This window comes from Butyrivibrio sp. INlla18 (assembly GCF_900103635.1).
Lineage (GTDB): Bacteria > Bacillota > Clostridia > Lachnospirales > Lachnospiraceae > Butyrivibrio.
The window spans coordinates 211,907-229,218 of record NZ_FMXK01000004.1; the positions used below are offsets into that span (position 1 = coordinate 211,907).

18 protein-coding genes are annotated in these 17,312 nt (G+C 41.1%); 1 reads left to right on the top strand and 17 read right to left on the bottom strand.

Annotated elements, in window-relative coordinates:
* Positions 1–8: 8 nt before the first annotated feature.
* The 7 genes from BLS24_RS02335 to mtaB all read right to left on the bottom strand — a co-directional run bounded on the left by BLS24_RS02335 (position 9) and on the right by mtaB (position 5,341).
* Positions 9–653, bottom strand: coding sequence for an O-methyltransferase (locus BLS24_RS02335; protein ID WP_091755956.1), 645 nt, complete (start codon positions 651–653; stop codon positions 9–11).
* Positions 646–1,146 (bottom strand): endolytic transglycosylase MltG, encoded by a 501-nt coding sequence (locus BLS24_RS02340; protein WP_091755797.1) that lies wholly within the window; start codon positions 1,144–1,146, stop codon positions 646–648. The genes BLS24_RS02335 and BLS24_RS02340 overlap by 8 nt, the downstream gene beginning before the upstream one ends.
* A gap of 21 nt (positions 1,147–1,167) precedes the next feature.
* Complete coding sequence (locus BLS24_RS02345; RefSeq protein WP_091755798.1) at positions 1,168–2,847, bottom strand: ribonuclease J; 1,680 nt, start codon at positions 2,845–2,847, stop codon at positions 1,168–1,170.
* Between the two features lie 61 nt (positions 2,848–2,908).
* The gene (locus BLS24_RS02350) at positions 2,909–3,172 is read right to left on the bottom strand and encodes a DUF1292 domain-containing protein (RefSeq protein WP_091755799.1); all 264 of its coding nucleotides are present in this window, start codon (positions 3,170–3,172) and stop codon (positions 2,909–2,911) included.
* 25 nt (positions 3,173–3,197) lie between these two features.
* Positions 3,198–3,626 carry a Holliday junction resolvase RuvX gene (ruvX, locus tag BLS24_RS02355; protein ID WP_091755800.1) on the bottom strand — a complete coding sequence of 143 codons (429 nt, stop codon included), beginning with the start codon at positions 3,624–3,626 and terminating at the stop codon, positions 3,198–3,200.
* Positions 3,627–3,630: 4 nt separating this feature from the next.
* Entirely contained in the window at positions 3,631–3,906 is a 276-nt protein-coding gene (locus BLS24_RS02360; RefSeq protein ID WP_071177107.1) for an IreB family regulatory phosphoprotein, read from the bottom strand.
* 82 nt (positions 3,907–3,988) lie between these two features.
* Entirely contained in the window at positions 3,989–5,341 is a 1,353-nt protein-coding gene (gene mtaB / locus BLS24_RS02365) for a tRNA (N(6)-L-threonylcarbamoyladenosine(37)-C(2))-methylthiotransferase MtaB (RefSeq protein ID WP_091755801.1), read from the bottom strand.
* A gap of 92 nt (positions 5,342–5,433) precedes the next feature.
* Between mtaB and BLS24_RS02370 the strand changes: the two genes are divergently transcribed.
* A complete protein-coding gene (locus BLS24_RS02370; RefSeq protein WP_013282005.1) occupies positions 5,434–5,664 on the top strand; it encodes an HPr family phosphocarrier protein in 231 nt (76 codons plus the stop codon).
* 186 nt (positions 5,665–5,850) lie between these two features.
* On the opposite strand, the gene thiI is transcribed toward BLS24_RS02370, so the two are convergent.
* The 10 genes from thiI to BLS24_RS02420 form a co-directional block, all read right to left on the bottom strand.
* A complete protein-coding gene (gene thiI, locus BLS24_RS02375; RefSeq protein ID WP_091755810.1) occupies positions 5,851–7,053 on the bottom strand; it encodes a tRNA uracil 4-sulfurtransferase ThiI in 1,203 nt (400 codons plus the stop codon).
* 14 nt (positions 7,054–7,067) lie between these two features.
* Complete coding sequence (locus BLS24_RS02380) at positions 7,068–8,225, bottom strand: cysteine desulfurase family protein (RefSeq protein WP_091755813.1); 1,158 nt, start codon at positions 8,223–8,225, stop codon at positions 7,068–7,070.
* 4 nt (positions 8,226–8,229) lie between these two features.
* Complete coding sequence (locus tag BLS24_RS02385) at positions 8,230–8,982, bottom strand: RsmE family RNA methyltransferase (protein ID WP_091755821.1); 753 nt, start codon at positions 8,980–8,982, stop codon at positions 8,230–8,232.
* Positions 8,982–10,019 (bottom strand): 50S ribosomal protein L11 methyltransferase, encoded by a 1,038-nt coding sequence (prmA, locus tag BLS24_RS02390; RefSeq protein ID WP_091755823.1) that lies wholly within the window; start codon positions 10,017–10,019, stop codon positions 8,982–8,984. The genes BLS24_RS02385 and prmA overlap by 1 nt, the downstream gene beginning before the upstream one ends.
* Positions 10,020–10,099: 80 nt before the next feature.
* On the bottom strand, positions 10,100–11,281 hold the full coding sequence (gene dnaJ / locus BLS24_RS02395; protein WP_091755826.1) for a molecular chaperone DnaJ: 1,182 nt from the start codon (positions 11,279–11,281) through the stop codon (positions 10,100–10,102).
* A gap of 119 nt (positions 11,282–11,400) precedes the next feature.
* Complete coding sequence (dnaK, locus tag BLS24_RS02400) at positions 11,401–13,281, bottom strand: molecular chaperone DnaK (protein WP_091755828.1); 1,881 nt, start codon at positions 13,279–13,281, stop codon at positions 11,401–11,403.
* 42 nt (positions 13,282–13,323) lie between these two features.
* Entirely contained in the window at positions 13,324–13,884 is a 561-nt protein-coding gene (gene grpE, locus BLS24_RS02405) for a nucleotide exchange factor GrpE (RefSeq protein WP_091755958.1), read from the bottom strand.
* Between the two features lie 127 nt (positions 13,885–14,011).
* Positions 14,012–15,043, bottom strand: a complete 1,032-nt coding sequence (gene hrcA, locus BLS24_RS02410) for a heat-inducible transcriptional repressor HrcA (RefSeq protein ID WP_091755830.1) — start codon at positions 15,041–15,043, stop codon at positions 14,012–14,014.
* A gap of 216 nt (positions 15,044–15,259) precedes the next feature.
* A complete protein-coding gene (locus tag BLS24_RS15185) occupies positions 15,260–15,823 on the bottom strand; it encodes a DUF6465 family protein (RefSeq protein ID WP_176764308.1) in 564 nt (187 codons plus the stop codon).
* 139 nt (positions 15,824–15,962) lie between these two features.
* Entirely contained in the window at positions 15,963–17,153 is a 1,191-nt protein-coding gene (locus tag BLS24_RS02420) for a pyridoxal phosphate-dependent aminotransferase (RefSeq protein WP_091755832.1), read from the bottom strand.
* Between the last annotated feature and the right edge of the window lie 159 nt (positions 17,154–17,312).

A 17,312-nucleotide genomic window follows, 5' to 3' on the forward strand; every position in this document is an offset into this window, starting at 1 on the left:
AAATTACCTCATTTCACCTTTACAGAAAGAGTCATTCCATCTCCAACTGTCAAAATAACCGTGTTAAGCATATCGTTATGCTTTAGCTCATATAGATATTCACGCATTCTAGCGTGTATTGTTCTGTCTCTTCTGGTTACAGCAAACCTTGATTCTATGACGTCTCCATCCTGAAGGACATTGTCTGATACCAAAAGGCCTCCCTTATTAAGTATCCTTAAACACTCTGGCAGGAAGTTGATATACTGACCTTTTGCTGCATCCATAAAAATAAAATCATACCCTGGAGTAAGCGTCTTTAAAATGTCTGTCGCATCACCTTCCAAAAGTGTGATTTTATGTTTTGAGTCGTACTTTATAAAGTTGTCCCTGGCTATAGGGATTCGCTTTTCATATTTTTCTATCGTGGTGATCTTGGCATCATCTCTGCTATACTCAGCCATCAAAAGAGCTGAGAAACCAGTAGCACAGCCAACTTCCAATATGTTTACTGGGCTTGCCTGTGCCATCAGAAATTTGAGTAGTGCCTGAGAATCCTTGCGCACGATAGGGACATCGTCCTTTTTGGCTATCCTTTCAAGTTCATCAAGATAAGGAGCATTGCCCTGATCAAGCGAATTGATGAATGCCGTCATTCTATCTTGTTCAATCACCATTAGATTCCTCAGAATTTTCTACTGCTTCTGTCTCTTGTGTTTCTTGTGTTTCCTCTGTTACTTCTGTTTCCTCAGTAGCACCTTCTCCTATAGCGTCCTCTTCACCTGAAGCTTCCTCGCCATTCTTGATACCACCAGACATGACAGAGAGCATCTCCTCTGGTGTCATAGCTGTGCTAAGAGTATATGTTCCTGGCTGTTCCATTCCATGGTACTCTGAGAATCTCTCCTGAAGCTTGAACAAAAGCTTATCTGTAATAAGTCCAACTTCTGCAAGTTTATCTGCGATCTGACCTACTGAATCACCCTCTGAGATAGTTACAGTCACTTCTCTTCCTGTTCCGGAAGATACTGCTGTCTGATTAAAGATATGATAGCCATAGTTGTAAGCAACCTTAGCATACTTAATGATCAGCATAGCAACAATGATGATGAAAACTATCTTAACTACGGTGTCCAATATGCCCAAGCCGAGTTTCTTTGTATTCATAAAATACTTCTCCTAAAGACCTCAAATATTTGTAGACATTATTATTGGCATTATCATTGGTCTTCTCTTTGTCTTCTTCCAAATATAATCGCTTAAGACATCTTTGACAATATTTTTTAATTTATTCCAATCAGTTATGCCCTTATCAGTAGCTTCGATAAGTTCGTCGTAAACCAGATCTGTAGCATCATCAATGAGCTTGTCTGACTCTCTGACATATACAAATCCTCTTGAAACAATATTAGGTCCTGAAATAAGCTGTCCACTTTCCTTATCAAGGCCAAATACAACTATAACGATTCCGTCCTCAGCAAGATGCTGTCTGTCTCGTAGAACGACATTTCCTACGTCACCTACACCAAGACCATCAACAAGGATAGCTCCTACAGGAACCTTACCCTTAACCTTAGCGCTCTCTTCATCGAGCTCAAGGATATCACCAGAATGAAGAATAAATACATTCTCCTTAGCAATTCCAAGATCTCTTGCAATGTTGCTCTGAGCAATAAGGTGTCTGTACTCACCGTGAACAGGAATTGAGTACTTTGGCTTAACAAGTGTATAGATGAGCTTAATATCTTCCTGGCAGGCATGTCCTGATACATGAACATCCTGGAAGATTACATCTGCACCCTTCATCTGAAGTTCGTTAATGATATTAGTAACAGCCTTCTCATTACCTGGAATTGGATGAGAAGAGAAAATAACAGTGTCTCCAGCACCGATGGTGATCTTCTTGTGCTGACTGCTGGCCATTCTGCTAAGAGCGGCCATACTCTCACCCTGGCTACCTGTTGTAATGATAACAGTCTTGTTCTCAGGGTAGTTTTTGAGCTGATCGATATCTATAAGTGTGTTCTCAGGAATCTGGATACATTCCAGTTTCTGAGCAATATCAATGATGCTCACCATACTACGGCCTTCTACTACTACTTTTCTGCCGCACTTATGAGCTGTGTTAATGATCTGCTGAACTCTGTCTACATTGGAAGCGAATGTAGCAACAATGATCCTCTGGTTCTCATGCTCTTCAAAAAGAGAATCCAAAGCCCTTCCTACTGTTCTCTCAGAAGCTGTAAATCCTGGTCTCTCAGCATTTGTTGAGTCGCACATAAGGGCGAGAACGCCTTTTTTACCAATCTCAGCAAATCTCTGAAGATCTATAGGATCACCGAATACTGGTGTGTAATCAACCTTAAAGTCTCCTGTGTGGACTACAGTTCCGGCTGGTGAATATATTGCCAGAGCTGCTGCGTCGACTATTGAGTGATTAGTTCTGATGAACTCAACTCTGAACTGTCCAAGGTTAATGGACTGTCCAAACTTGACTACTTTTCTGCGAGTTTTCTTGAGAAGGTTGTGTTCCTCAAGCTTGTGCTCAATGATACCCATAGTAAGTCTTGTGGCATACACTGGGACATTGAGTTCATGAAGAATATAAGGAAGTGCACCTATATGATCTTCATGACCATGTGTTATAACAAAGCCTTTTACTTTGTCGATATTTTCCTGTAAATATGTGATATCTGGGATTACAAGGTCGATTCCAAGCATGTCATCATCAGGGAATGACAGACCACAATCCACTACAATAATACTGTCTTCATACCTGAAGGCAGTGATATTCATTCCAATCTGCTCAAGACCACCAAGTGGGATGATCTGCAGCTTGGAGCTATTTTCAGTTTTCTTTTTACTCAAATTAAATCCTCCATTTATACGTTGGCGGAGGAATAGAAAAAGCTGTCAACCACACTCCCCGTTAGGCATCAAGATCTATTCCATCCTCAGAAAGCAGCTTACGAAATACACCTGCAACAGCTTCCAGCTCCAGGTCATCGTCCACAATCACATAAACCGCTTCTTCATCTTTAATATCGGAGTCGTCGCGTAAAATAAGCGCCTCTCCGTCACCATCTTCTTCATCTGTAACAAGCAGGTAGGTCTTGCCACCAAGGCTTGTCTGTTCAAGGCAGTAGAACTCTACTGGTTCGCCCCCATCTGGGCTAAATAAAATCTTTTCCAAATCTTTCACCATTTCCTGAATATCATCAGGCTTTATCTTTGCTATTATCCAGATAATCCTGAAGAATTATCTGCGCTGCTATCATATCTACGTACTCTTTGCGCTCACGACCTCTGATGCCGACTTCATCCATGATCTCGTCCGCTTCTACAGTCGTAAGTCTCTCATCCCACATTACAACTGGGATTCCTGTTCTGCGCTCAAGCTTGTCCTTGAACTCAAGGCAAAGCTCTGAACGCTCCGAAGGAGTCTGGTCCATGTTGAGAGGAAGGCCAAGTACCATCTTCTCAACGTTGTACTCCTGAATCAGCTCTTCAATTCGAGCCATTGTTCTTCTTAACTTATTTTCTTCTTTTCTACGGATTATCTCTTTGCCCTGAGCAGTTAAAAGAAGCTCATCACTGATGGCAACTCCAACTGTTCTGGAACCGTAGTCCAAACCCATGATTCGCATAATATTACTTTCTAGCCCAGTTGTTGCTCTTGATGTACTCTGTGAGCATCTCCTCAACAAGTTCATCACGCTCAACCTTCATAATAAGGCTTCTGGCACCCTTGTGACTTGTAATGTATGTAGGATCTCCAGACATGATATATCCAACAATCTGATTAACAGGATTATATCCCTTTTCAAGCAAGGCATCATATACTACAGATAGTACCATCTTGACGCCAGTTTCAGGCTCGACTTCAACTTTGAAGAATTGGGTGTTCTCTAAATTCTGCTCTGCCATATCATCTCTCCATTCGTATTTTTTTTATTCAAATAAGCCCAAAGGCTCAATATGTTCCAAAAATAATTGTACACTAACTAATTCAAATAAGCAATGTATCGGGAGTCAGGAAGGCTGTTGGAACAACTGTAGAAATGGCTCCAGTGCTTGCTTTGTAGCTCTCTTTGTCACATGAACGCAGTGCCACTCTGACATATCTGTCAGTATGTCCGATGATATAAGACTCACCACCAATCTCTTCTTCATCTTCCCACAAAACTGTGAGCTCTGTTCCGATAAACTTTCCTCTATAATCCTTGGAATGCTGCCTTGTCATGTTAAGAAGCACTTCACTTCTCTTGGACTTTTCCCTGTCTGTGAGCTGATCAGGCATTCCTGCGGCAACAGTTCCTTTTCTTGGAGAATACTTAAATACATGCATCTCATAGAACTGGATCTCTTCTACGAACTTGCGGCAAGCTTCAAACTCTTCCTCTGTTTCACCAGGAAATCCCACGATAACATCAGTAGTAATAGCTGGCTTATCAAAAGCTTCTCTTAAAAGCCTTACTCCTTCTCTGAATTCATCAGCTGTATAATGTCTGTTCATTCTCTTAAGGACTGAATCGCATCCACTCTGAAGTGATAAGTGGAAATGTGGACAAAGCTTATCTAGTGCAGCTAATCTCTTAGCATTCTCCTTTGTGATAATCCTAGGTTCCAATGAACTAAGTCTTATTCTCTCTATTCCCGGAATCTCATTTATCTTTTCAATAAGATCAATAAGCTGAGCTTTGCCAAAGTCTATTCCATAAGAGCTTGTGTGTATACCTGTAAGAACAACCTCCTTACAGCCTTTCTGAGCAAGTCCCTCGATCTCAGCTAGAATCTCATCCATGTTTCTACTTCTGACTCTTCCCCTTGCATACGGTATGACGCAATATGAGCAGAACTGGTTACATCCATCCTGAATCTTGATATAAGCTCTTGTGTGTTCAGGAAGCTCTTTTAATGTCATGCTCTCGTATTCATTGGTATGGTTGATGTCGATGATAGTACTTCCAAAAAGAGTCTTATCTATAACTTCATTCTTGGCTTCGATGAACTCATTTAAGATATCCACTATCTCTGATTTCTTGTTATTTCCAATAGCAAGGTCGATGCATTCATCTTTCTTGACGCCATCAAGACCTGTCTCAACATAGCATCCAACTGCAACGACTATAGAATCTGGATTCTCCTTCTTGGATCTATGGAGCATCTGTCTTGACTTTCTATCTGCAATATTAGTAACTGTGCAGGTATTGATGATATAGATATCAGCCTTCTCTTCAAAAGGCACAATTATAGCGCCCTGTTCCTGAAGCTTCTGGCTCATAACTTCCATTTCATAGCTATTTACTTTACATCCAAGGTTGTGCATTGCAACCTTTAATCCATTAACGTTATTTTGCATATTGGCATTTCTTTCTTATTTTGTTGAGGGTTAGTCATTGACTTTTGCAGTTACTCCGTTTACTATAAAGAAAAGAAGGAGGTATTTGCGCAATGAAAACCGTAAAAATTTCTTTAAATTCTATCGATAAGGTAAAGTCTTTCGTAAACGATATTACGAAGTTTGATTATGACTTCGACCTCGTTTCTGGAAGATACGTTATCGACGCTAAGTCTATTATGGGTATTTTTTCATTAGATCTTTCTAAGCCTATTGATCTCAACATCCATGCAGAAGACGGCGCAGATGAGGTTCTCGAGATTTTGAAGCCTTACATGATCTAATCTTTGGATTAGATCCATCTAAAAGATTATTATAGACCATCTTAAAAATTCATTTTAAGATGGTCTTTTTTTTGAGCAAAACACTTGCTGAGGTTTTCTCGAAGCTAGTGTGCGCCATGGGTGAACACTTAGCGAGGCTTTAGCCGAGCTTAGTGAGAATCCCAGTGCAGAGCACTTGCTGAGGTTTTACTTTGTGATCTCAATAACTTCGTCTGTATCAAGAGCAGTCTGCATGAGCTCCTCAATCTTTTCTACAAGATTCTCCTCATGCTTTCTGATGATATCAGCTCTTGGCTTAGTAACAGGATGCTTAGCTACGAAAATAGTACAGCAATCCTCATAAGGAAGGATAGATGTCTCGTAAGCATCGATCTTGTATGAAATATCTACGATATCCTGTTTGTCAAAGGCAATGAGTGGTCTGTAAACAGGAATATCTGTTACAACTTCTCCTGTGCACATAAGACTCTGCATTGTCTGTGATGCAACCTGTCCGATACTCTCTCCAGTAATAAGTCCCATTGAACCTGACTTCTGAGCAAGAATATCAGCAATTCTCATCATATATCTTCTCATGATGATAGTAAGCTCATCATGTGGGCATTTCTCATAAATGTACATCTGAATATCAGTAAAGTTGATAACGTGAAGCTTAACCTTACCTGTGTACTTAGCAATAACGCCGGCTAGGTCGATTACCTTCTGCTTGGCCTTCTCACTTGTATAAGGTGGAGCATTGAAATAAACAGCCTCGATCTCAACACCTCTTTTTGCAACCATGTATCCAGCAACAGGAGAATCAATTCCGCCTGAAAGAAGAAGCATAGCCTTACCAGCTGTTCCAATTGGCATTCCGCCTGGTCCAGGAATGATCTCAGAGAAGATATTGAGCTTTTCTCTAAGCTCAACGTTAATGAGGATCTCAGGCTCATGAACATCTACCTTCATCTCTGGGAATGCATCAAGTATTCTGCCACCAAGCTCAGCAGCCATCTCCATAGAGTCCACAGGATAGCTCTTATCTACTCTTCTAACCTTAACCTTGAAGGTCTTGTTCTTGTTAGGATATACGCCATCAATAAAATCTAATACAGCCTTGGCTACTCCATCAACGTCTGGAAGATGGTTCTCTCCATCTCTTGCGATAGATACAGCTGGGCAGATTCCTGTTACACCAAATACAGTCTGGAGCTGTGATACGGTCTCATCAAAATCAAAGCCTTCAGCTTCAATATAGATACGACCTGCAACCTTAGAAATAATAAAGTTACCATCGCACTTTGCAAGCACTCTCTTAAGCTGCTTAACAAGTGCATCTTCAAAGATATATCTGTTCTTTCCTTTTACTCCGATCTCGGCGTACTTAATTACAAAAGCATGATACTGCATAAAAACCTCTTTCTTTAATGACGGTAGAACTTACGCATATTCTCAACCTGTGAGCACAGCGTGTCTAAAAAGTAATCAATCTCTTCCTTGGTAGTCATAAATGACATACTAATACGAATTGTGGATTCAAGCAAATCCTTTTCAAGACCTATGGCCTGAAGCGTGTCTGAAATATGTGGATTGTTGGATGTGCAGGCAGAACCGGCAGATACATATATGTTCTTGCTGCTAAGCATGTTAAGAACTGTCTCTGCTGCAAGTCCTTTTATTGAAACGCTGACAATATGTGGCGCTCCCTCCCTGCAGGCTGGCCCATTTATCTTGATATCTGAAAGTCTCTCATTGAGAGATTTTATAAGATACTCTTTAAGCTCATAGAGCTTATTTTGCTTGTCCTCAAAGTTCTCGTAGCACATCTTGGCTGCAAGAGCAAGACCAGCAATTCCAGGTACATTCTCTGTTCCTGATCTCATACCCTTCTGCTGTCCACCACCGTAGCAGATAGGATTTATCTTGGTTCCCTTTTTGATATACAAAAAGCCTATTCCCTTTGGTCCATGGATCTTGTGGCCGCTGACAGACAAAAGATCTATCTTCATGCTCCTAGGCCTTATGACAAATTTGCCATATCCCTGAACCGCATCCACATGGAAATAGATATCGGAATTATATGCCTTGATAAGTTCACCAGCTTCCTGGATCTTTTGAACTGAACCTATCTCATTATTTACAAACATCATCGAAACAAGAATTGTATCTTCTCGAAGTGCTGACTTGAGGTCCTCGAGCTGAACCACACCCGTCTCATCAACAGGAAGATATGTGATATCAAAGCCTTCCTTTTCAAGAGCTGTAGTAGTCTCTAGAATCGCAGGATGTTCAATAGCAGTTGTTATTATATGTTTACCACGCCACTTATTTGCCTTGGCTACACCCAACAAAGCAAGATTGTCTGATTCTGTTCCACCAGAAGTAAATAATATCTCCTGTGGTTCAACCTTTAATGTAGCGGCTATATCCTCTCTAGCCTGTGAGAGTCTCTCACCAGATACCATACCCATGTGATGTACACTGGATGGATTTCCATATTCTTCTGTCATTATCTTGGCAACAAGTGAAGCTACTTCATTGTAAGCTCTTGTTGTTGCCGAATTATCTAAATACGCTTCCATTTCTTTATCCTTCAAGATGATACATAAGCCACGAGATTATGGTAAATCCCGCAGTTTCAGTTCTTAATATTCTCTTGCCTAAAGTAATAGGCTTAATTCCATTCTCGTTGCAAAGGTCGATCTCCTGTTCAGAGAAGCCGCCCTCTGGTCCAATAAACACAGCAATGCTCTGTCCAGGCCCTATATCTTCAATTATCTTCTTGGTCTCATCAATATGCTCAGCCATCTCATAAGGAATAAGCTTAACATCCATATCCTTGGCATATTGAACAGCTTCCTTCATGGTCATAGGCATATGAACATTAGGAATGATAGCACGTTTACTCTGCTTGGCAGCTGCTTCTGCAATAGCCTGCCAACGCTTCACCTTGCTCTCAGCTTTTTTCTCATCAAGCTTGACGATACATCTCTTAGTGGACATAGGCACGATCTCAAAAGCTCCCAGCTCAACTGCCTTCTGAATAATGAGCTCCATCTTATCAACCTTTGGAAGTCCCTGAAAAAGATATATCTTGGAAGGAAGCTCATTTCCCACTTCCTCTATAAAGCAAAGCTTACCAATGACAGCGCTGTCAGTTATTTCTTCTATCTCATAAAAGAGCTCTCTGCCTTCCTCTTCCTCACGTATGCTCACTGAAAACTGCTCTCCGACTTTCATTCTGAGAACATGAGCAATGTGATTGTAGTCGCTATCAGTAATTTCAACCCTTTTGCAATCAGGTGTTATTTGTGAACTGTCTACAAAAAAATGATACATCAGTTTTTCCTCGAAGTGATTGAAACCCAATCTCCCTGATGATGGATCTCAAGAATCTCAAGACCAGCATCAAGATGTGCTTTCTTAACCTCTTCTTCCTTGGTATTGATGATACCAGAGGTTATATAAATACCACCTGTTTTTAATTGATGTGTGATAACAGGCGTAAGTGGAACAAGTACATTAGCCAAAATATTTGCTACAACAATGTCATATTTATCATAGCCAACTGCATCCTGAACATTCTTGTCGTCAATGATATTACCGATCATCATGTCAAACTTCTCAGGTGCGATTCCATTGTTTTCCATGTTTTCTTTTACAGCTGGAACTGCGCATTTATCAAGATCAGTTCCTACTGCATGCTTGGCTCCAAACATAAGTGAAAGGATTGAAAGAACTCCGCTACCTGTTCCTACATCCAAAAGCTCAGTGTCAGAAGTTACATACTTTTTGAGCATTCTGATGCAAAGCTGAGTTGTCTCATGCATACCTGTACCAAAAGCTGTTCCAGGATCAATATGAAGAACCATATTCGCCTTCTCAGAGTCCTCATTACTCTCTTTTTCCCATGACGGAATTACAAGTATATCATCAATATAAAATTTATGGAAGTACTGTTTCCAGTTATTGATCCAATCAATATCCTCTGTAACATCTACAGAAATAGTGCCATCACCTATATCAGAAAAAGACTTAAGCTCATCAAGCTTTTCCTTGATCTCTGCCTGCATCTGTTCTGGAGTTTTCTTGACCTTAACATACTCTCCTTCATCATTTGGCATCTCAACAGTGAGCATGTTCTCATCATCTATTTCAAGGAAGAAATTAAGATATGCTGCGCCAGCCTCAATTCCTGTATCCTTTTCATCTGGCTCAAGCTCAGGTGCGTCAATAAACATCTGCTCCTTATCTGCAGCAGAAAGTGGTGCGTTGTCTTCAATCTGAGCACCCTCTAATCCAATATCTTCTAAATAACTTACGATAATATCTTCTGATTCTTCGTTTGTACGAACTCTAAAGCGCATCCATTTCATAATTTTAGCTCCTTTTTAATCACACAAAAGCGTGAAGCAGAATTTTGTCTCTGCTTCACGCGTATTGTATCATATTAAGATTACTTAAAAAAACCCTTTTTCTTTTTGCCTCCTGGGCCATCATTTCCCGGGTCTTTACCGTCAGCTTCCATCATACGCTCAGCTGCTGTAAGTGAATCTCCTGTCTTTTCATCAAATTTCTTAAGGAGCTCTTTGGCTTCTTTAGAAAGCTTCTCAGGAACCTGAACTACAAGTGTTATGTAGTGGTCACCTCTTGTATCCTTATCTCTAAGTGATGGAACACCCTTTCCACGAAGTCTTACCTTAGTGTCAGTCTGAGTTCCAGGCTTAACATCATATGCAACCTTTCCATCAACAGTATCGATGAGAACTGTTCCACCAAGAGCTGCAATTGCAAATGATACTGGTACCATTGAATAGATATTGTAGCCATCTCTCTGGAAGATTGGATGATCAGAAATAATAACTTCTACAAGAAGATCTCCTCTTGGTCCGCCGTTAATACCTGGCTCACCTTTTTCACGAAGTCTTACACTCTGTCCATTATCTATACCAGCTGGAATAGAAACTGAGATTTTCTTTCTATTAGCAATGTATCCTGTTCCACGGCAGTCTGGGCACTTATCCTTGATTACCTTACCAGTTCCGCCACATTCAGGACATGTCTGAACGTTACGAATAGTACCAAAGAATGACTGCTGCATATGTATCTTCTGTCCTTTACCGCCACAGCTTGGACAAGTCTCAGGTGACGTTCCTGGCTTAGCACCCGTACCGTGACATGTAGGACATGGATCTTTCATTGTAAGCTCTAATTCTTTTTCACAGCCAAAAACAGCTTCAAGGAAAGTAATTCTAACACTGGCTCTAATATTAGCTCCCTTAGATGGGCCTGTTCTGGCACCGCCACGAGCTCTTCCACCGCCAAAGAAATCTCCAAAGATATCACCAAAGATATCACCAAAATCAGCGCCATTGAAATCGAATCCACCGTATCCGCCAGCGCCTCCTTCGAATGCAGCATGACCAAACTGATCGTACTGTCTCTTCTTTTCTGGATCACTAAGTACGGCATATGCCTCAGAAGCCTCTTTGAATTTCTCAGCTGCTGTAGCATCGCCAGGATTCATATCTGGATGATATTTCTTAGCAAGTACTCTATATGCTTTTTTTATCTCGTCCTCAGATGCACTTTTGCTAACACCCAGGACCTCATAATAGTCGCGCTTTTGTTCTGCCATATTACTCCTCAACCTTATATCGCTGTCAATTAGAATCAGTATACTCTGAATAGCCAGACGAGAAAAGCTCGCCTGGCTATTTGTATTATAAAACTTTTATTAAATCTGACTTATTTAGATCAAACTTCTCTGTAGTCGCCATCAACAACATTGTCATCATTGCTTGATGTGTTTGCTGAACCCATATCAGGACCAGCGCCTGCACCCATATCTGGGCCTGCTGCGCCAGCTGCACCCTGAGCGTTCTCATACATCTTAGCAAAGAGTGCCTGAGCATCGTTCATGAGCTTCTCTTTCTGGCTCTTAAGTGAATCGATCTCGCTGTCTGAAAGTTCCTTATCCTTAGTCTGCTCAAGAGTTTCCTTGAGAGCCTTGATGTCATCTTCAACAGTCTGCTTCTGAGCTGCATCGATCTTGTCTCCAACATCCTGAAGAGCTTTCTCTGTCTGGAATACGAATGAGTCAGCCTCGTTACGAGCATCGATACCCTCTTTACGCTTCTTGTCCTGAGCCTCATACTCCTGAGCCTCTTTAACAGCCTTATCGATATCCTCATCAGACATGTTAGAACCAGCAGTGATTGTGATGTGCTGCTCCTTACCTGTTCCGAGGTCCTTAGCTGATACGTTAACGATACCGTTTGCATCGATATCGAATGTAACTTCGATCTGAGGTACGCCTCTCATTGCTGGAGGGATTCCATCAAGTCTGAACTGTCCAAGTGACTTGTTGTCCTTAGCGAACTGTCTCTCGCCCTGAAGAACGTTGATATCAACGGCTGTCTGGTTATCAGCTGCAGTTGAGAATACCTGACTCTTCTTGGTAGGGATTGTTGTGTTACGCTCGATAAGTCTTGTAGCAACACCACCCATTGTCTCGATTGAAAGTGAAAGAGGTGTTACATCAAGAAGAAGGATGTCACCAGCACCGGCATCACCAGCAAGCTTACCACCCTGGATAGAAGCACCGATAGCTACGCACTCATCAGGGTTAAGGTTCTTGGAAGGCTCCTGACCTGTGAGCTGCTTAACCTTCTCTACTACGCAAGGTACACGAGTTGATCCACCAACAAGGAGTACCTTTCCGATATCTGCATTTGTAAGACCAGCATCCTTCATAGCGTTCTGAACTGGGATTGCTGTTCTCTCTACGAGATCATGGATAAGCTCTTCGAACTTAGCTCTTGTAAGATCTACATCAAAGTGCTTAGGGCCATCTGCTCCAGCTGAAATGAATGGAAGGTTGATGTTTGTTGTTGTTGAAGATGAAAGTTCCTTCTTGGCCTTCTCTGCAGCTTCCTTAAGTCTCTGCATAGCCATCTTGTCGCCTGAAAGGTCAACGCCTTCCTTGTTCTTGAAGTCCTGAACCATCCAGTTGATGATTGCCTGGTCGAAGTCATCACCACCAAGGTGTGTATCACCGTTTGTTGAAAGAACTTCGATAACGCCATCACCAATCTCAATGATTGATACATCGAATGTACCACCACCAAGGTCATATACCATGATCTTCTGCTCTTTTTCGTTATCAAGACCATAAGCAAGAGCTGCTGCTGTAGGCTCGTTGATGATTCTCTTTACTTCGAGACCAGCGATCTTACCAGCATCCTTTGTAGCCTGACGCTGAGCATCGTTGAAGTAAGCAGGAACTGTGATAACTGCCTCTGAAACTTTTTCGCCGAGATACTGTTCTGCATCAGCCTTAAGCTTCTGAAGAATCATAGCTGAGATCTGCTGTGGTGAATACTTCTTGCCGTCGATTGTACGACCGTTGTCTGTACCCATGTCTCTCTTAATTGATGAGATTGTGTTGTCAGCGTTTGTAACTGCCTGACGCTTAGCTGGCTCACCAACGATTCTCTCACCATTCTTTGTGAAAGCAACGATAGAAGGTGTTGTTCTAGCGCCTTCTGCGTTTGCTATAACTGTAGGCTTTCCGCCTTCCATAACTGCTACGCAGCTATTTGTTGTACCAAGATCGATACCGATAATCTTACTCATTTTTCTTTCCTCCATACCTAAATTATCTGATAGTTTTAAACTTTATTGACTAACACCAACCATGCTATGTCTAAGCACTGTTTCGTGGAACATATATCCCTTTTGAAGTTCCTGTGCAACCATTCCTGATTCATACTCTTCGCTTTCAACCTGCATTACTGCATTATGAAGATTTGGATCAAATTCTTTTCCCACAGCTTCAATTGGGGTTACTCCAAGGTCCTCAAGCTGTTTGATAAGCTGTTTGTAGATCTTGTTCATACCGTCTGCAAAGGCTCCGTCCTTGTCCTCTTCAGGAACTGCCGCAAGTCCTCGCTCGAAATTATCGACAACAGGTAAAAGCTTCTCTAATACATTAGCCTGTCCCTGCTCAAACATCTGTGACTTTTCTTTGTCTGTTCTCTTTCTGAAGTTCTCAAACTCTGCCATCTGTCTCATGACTTTGTCGTTGAGTTCATCGATCTTCTCTTTTAAAGGATCTTTCTTTTCCTTTTTGGTCTCCTCAGAAGTTTCTGCCTCAGCCTCTGTAGCATTTTCTTCAGAAGCAGTTTCTTCTGCAGCCTTTTCTTCTTTTTCTTCTGCTTCTTTTTCAAGTTCTTCCATGATGTTCTCAAGAACTTCTTTATCTGCTTCACTTACAGGCTTCTTGGCCTTGCCATGAACTTCTTTATTTTCTTTGTTACCCAATGTAAACGCCTCCTAATATGTAAATCATCTATATAAATATGCGCTACTCTTTCTTGTAAAGATCATCCAGCGCATGTCTCATATTCTTCAAAGTAGAAATAACTTTGTCATAGTCCATTCTCTTAGGTCCGATAATTCCGACTGTTCCCTTCATACCATCACCAAGTTCGTAAGTAGCTGTAACTACGCTACAATCCTTCATGGCCTGAACAGGAGTTTCATTACCTATATAAACCTGAATGCCAGTCTCTTCTGAATCGGAAGATAATGTATCCTCAACGATACTGGAAAGATCCTTGGTATCCTCGAATGTACTGATAAGTTCGCTTGCCTTAGTGGAATCTGTAAGTTCTGGATATTTGAAAATATTCATAGTTCCACTTGTATATATCTGAAGGTCCTCATCAGCTGTAATCGATTCAGCTGCAGCATCGATGACATTACCTATAATCTCACTGTGTATGCCAGCTTCCTGTTTGACAGTAGCTATAAGTCCCAGATTGATATCCTCAACTGCAAGACCATCAAGTCTAGTGTTCATGAGGATATTGAGCTTGAGCATTGTAGCTTCATCAAGCACTTCCTCTACAGGAATGATCTTGTTCTTAATGACATTACCTTCAAGTACGATGGTTGCCAAAAGATGCTCATCATCAACCTTAGATATCTGCATGAATTTGAGCTTGTTCTTCCTGATCTGTGGAGCTGAGATCATTGTGGCATAGTTGGTATCAACTGCCAATGTCTTAGCTACCTGCTTAAGAAGATTCTCAAGCTTCTCCTCTTTATCAAGGAGCATTTCCTTCATGTTCTCTACTTCTTTTTCCTTGTCCTTGAGCATCTCATCTACATATACTCTGTATCCCTGATCTGAAGGAATACGGCCTGCAGATGTATGGGGCTGCAAAATAAGTCCCATCTCCTCAAGGTCAGCCATCTCATTTCGAATAGTAGCAGAACTAAGATTTAAGTCTGTGTACTTGGAAATTGTACGGCTACCAACAGGTTCTCCTGTTTCAAGGTAGTTCTTAACGATTGCATGAAGTATTATTCTTTTTCTCTCGTCTAGTTCCATATCGCCCTTCCTCTGTATTCACCGGTTAAATTCATTGGAATGGTATCTATTTTTAAGTGTTAGCACTCACTCGATTTGAGTGCTAACATCTTCTGTAACTTAAAATACAACTTTCTAAGACCGATGTCAACATGGGTTTTTATAAAAAATGTATTAATCTACAGCATCAAAAAAGCCCTCCACATTTTGTGGAGGGCAATCCTGTTTTATATAAGATCATTCAAGTCCAATTCTTCCCTGAACCTTATCATTTACTACATAGTAAGCTGCATCCTCTGATGGCTTAACATAAATGCTAAGCTTCTTGATATCATTTACATTTCCGCCCATCTCATATGCAAAGTTGTTCTTTGAATCTTCAACGATCTTCTCATAAGGAATGTGCTTGTAAGAATACTGAAGCTCGATTGAAACCTGAACTGCCTCTGTTTTCTTAGCTGCTGGCTTCTTTGCTGGAGCCTTCTTAGCTGTTGTCTTCTTTGCAGTTGTCTTTGTAGCAGGCTTCTTTGCAGCTGTCTTTGTAGTAGTTTTCTTTGCTGCTGGCTTTTTAGCCTCTGCCTTCTTTGGCTCAGCCTTCTTAGCTGCTGGCTTTTTAGCAGCAGGCTTCTTTGCTGCTGGTTTCTTAGCAGCTGGCTTCTTAGCCTCTGCTTTCTTAACTTCAGGCTTTGCTGCTGGAGCTGCTGCCTTTACTTCTGGTGTTTTAGTTGCTGTTGCAGCTACTGGAGTCTTAATTGTTGCAACAGGCTTTACAGATGTCTCTGTTTTCTTGATCTCGGCCATTTCTTGTCTCCTCCTCAAAAAATCACACTTGATTAATATAGCTCGTTAAAACAATAAAGTCTTTTCGAAATAGAGTTTACTCTCAATAAAGCCCCTTGTCAACGGATTTAGAAACAAAAAATGTCGGTTAAATCAATATTTAAGCCTTGTACACCTCACAGGCAAACTGACGCAGCCTATCCATGGCTCTTTTCACCTTATCAGTGTCAATGCAATAAGCCATTCTGAAGTATCCCGGAGCACCGAATCCGTCAGCAGGCACAAATATCAGATCGTAATCCTTGGCCTTTTTGCAAAATGCTATAGAATCCTCTTCTAAAGCCTTTGGCATGATATAGAAGGTTCCATCTGGCTTGACCACAGTAAATCCAAGCTCCTTAAGAGTGCTATAGATAATGTTCATGTTGGTCTCATATACAGAAAGATCTGCTGTCATGTGGCAAACCTTGGCAACGGCCTGCTGTATGATGGATGGAGGACAGTTGTGTCCTGTGCCTCTAGAAATCTGTCCGCACATAGGAACGATGACATCGCTTCCCTCGCATGCTGGGTTAACTGCCACATATCCAATTCTCTCACCAGGAAGAGAAAGAGATTTTGAGAATGAGTAGCAGCTAAGTGTATTGTCATAGAACTTAGAAACATATGGAGAATCTGCGCCCTCAAATACGATCTCTCTATAAGGTTCATCTGAAATAAGGAAGATAGTATGTCCATATTCCTTTGACTTTTCTTTTAATATAGAAGAAAGCTTCTCTAAAGTTGCCTTTCCGTAAGCTACACCTGAAGGATTGTTAGGTGTGTTTACAAGAACTGCCATAACCTTGTCTGTGAGCATTTCCTCAAACTTATCAAAGTTGATCTGGAAAGTCTCTGTATCAGCAGGAACAATCTTAAGTTCAACTCCTGCACCATTTATATATGGTCTGTACTCAGGGAAAAATGGTGCAAAAGCGATCATTTCATCACCAGGTTTTGTAATCGCGCGCACAGCGTGTGATATAGCACCAGCAGCTCCTGTAGTAGGGAAAATATGCTCTGGACCGTAGTTCATTCCAAAGCGCTTGTTTAAAGACTCTGCAATCTTTTCTTTATATAATTGATTACCAAGACTAGGAGTATATCCATGAAGAGTCATGGTATCTTCTGTTTCTAATAGTCTTATCATTTCTTCTGTGAATTCCTTTGGCACCTCCACACTTGGATTACCAAGGCTAAAATCAAAGACATTCTCGTAGCCTATTTCTTTTCCTCTGGCTGTTGCATATTCTGACAGCTCTCTGATCACTGACTTTGCTCCAAGCATATCTTTGTACTGCTGATTTATCATACCCAACCTCCTGATTAAAAACCTTTGACAAACAGTATAGCACATTATTTCAATGGTTCACAGTACTAAAGTTTAGCAATAGTTCGAAACCTTCTAGCAAGATTTGGTTGGAAGATTTCTGGCAAAAAAAGTATAGTAAAAAAGCAAAGAACTATTGGT

Coding starts and splice junctions, on each gene's coding strand:
- mtaB (WP_091755801.1), bottom strand. CDS start 5,341: ATGCAAAATAACGTTAATGGATTAAAGGTTGCAATGCACAACCTTGGA.
- BLS24_RS15185 (WP_176764308.1), bottom strand. CDS start 15,823: ATGGCCGAGATCAAGAAAACAGAGACATCTGTAAAGCCTGTTGCAACA.
- grpE (WP_091755958.1), bottom strand. CDS start 13,884: ATGGAAGAACTTGAAAAAGAAGCAGAAGAAAAAGAAGAAAAGGCTGCA.
- ruvX (WP_091755800.1), bottom strand. CDS start 3,626: ATGCGAATCATGGGTTTGGACTACGGTTCCAGAACAGTTGGAGTTGCC.
- BLS24_RS02380 (WP_091755813.1), bottom strand. CDS start 8,225: ATGGAAGCGTATTTAGATAATTCGGCAACAACAAGAGCTTACAATGAA.
- thiI (WP_091755810.1), bottom strand. CDS start 7,053: ATGCAGTATCATGCTTTTGTAATTAAGTACGCCGAGATCGGAGTAAAA.
- BLS24_RS02340 (WP_091755797.1), bottom strand. CDS start 1,146: ATGAATACAAAGAAACTCGGCTTGGGCATATTGGACACCGTAGTTAAG.
- BLS24_RS02420 (WP_091755832.1), bottom strand. CDS start 17,153: ATGATAAATCAGCAGTACAAAGATATGCTTGGAGCAAAGTCAGTGATC.
- BLS24_RS02385 (WP_091755821.1), bottom strand. CDS start 8,982: ATGTATCATTTTTTTGTAGACAGTTCACAAATAACACCTGATTGCAAA.
- prmA (WP_091755823.1), bottom strand. CDS start 10,019: ATGAAATGGATGCGCTTTAGAGTTCGTACAAACGAAGAATCAGAAGAT.
- hrcA (WP_091755830.1), bottom strand. CDS start 15,043: ATGGAACTAGACGAGAGAAAAAGAATAATACTTCATGCAATCGTTAAG.
- dnaJ (WP_091755826.1), bottom strand. CDS start 11,281: ATGGCAGAACAAAAGCGCGACTATTATGAGGTCCTGGGTGTTAGCAAA.
- BLS24_RS02370 (WP_013282005.1), top strand. CDS start 5,434: ATGAAAACCGTAAAAATTTCTTTAAATTCTATCGATAAGGTAAAGTCT.
- dnaK (WP_091755828.1), bottom strand. CDS start 13,281: ATGAGTAAGATTATCGGTATCGATCTTGGTACAACAAATAGCTGCGTA.
- BLS24_RS02360 (WP_071177107.1), bottom strand. CDS start 3,906: ATGGCAGAGCAGAATTTAGAGAACACCCAATTCTTCAAAGTTGAAGTC.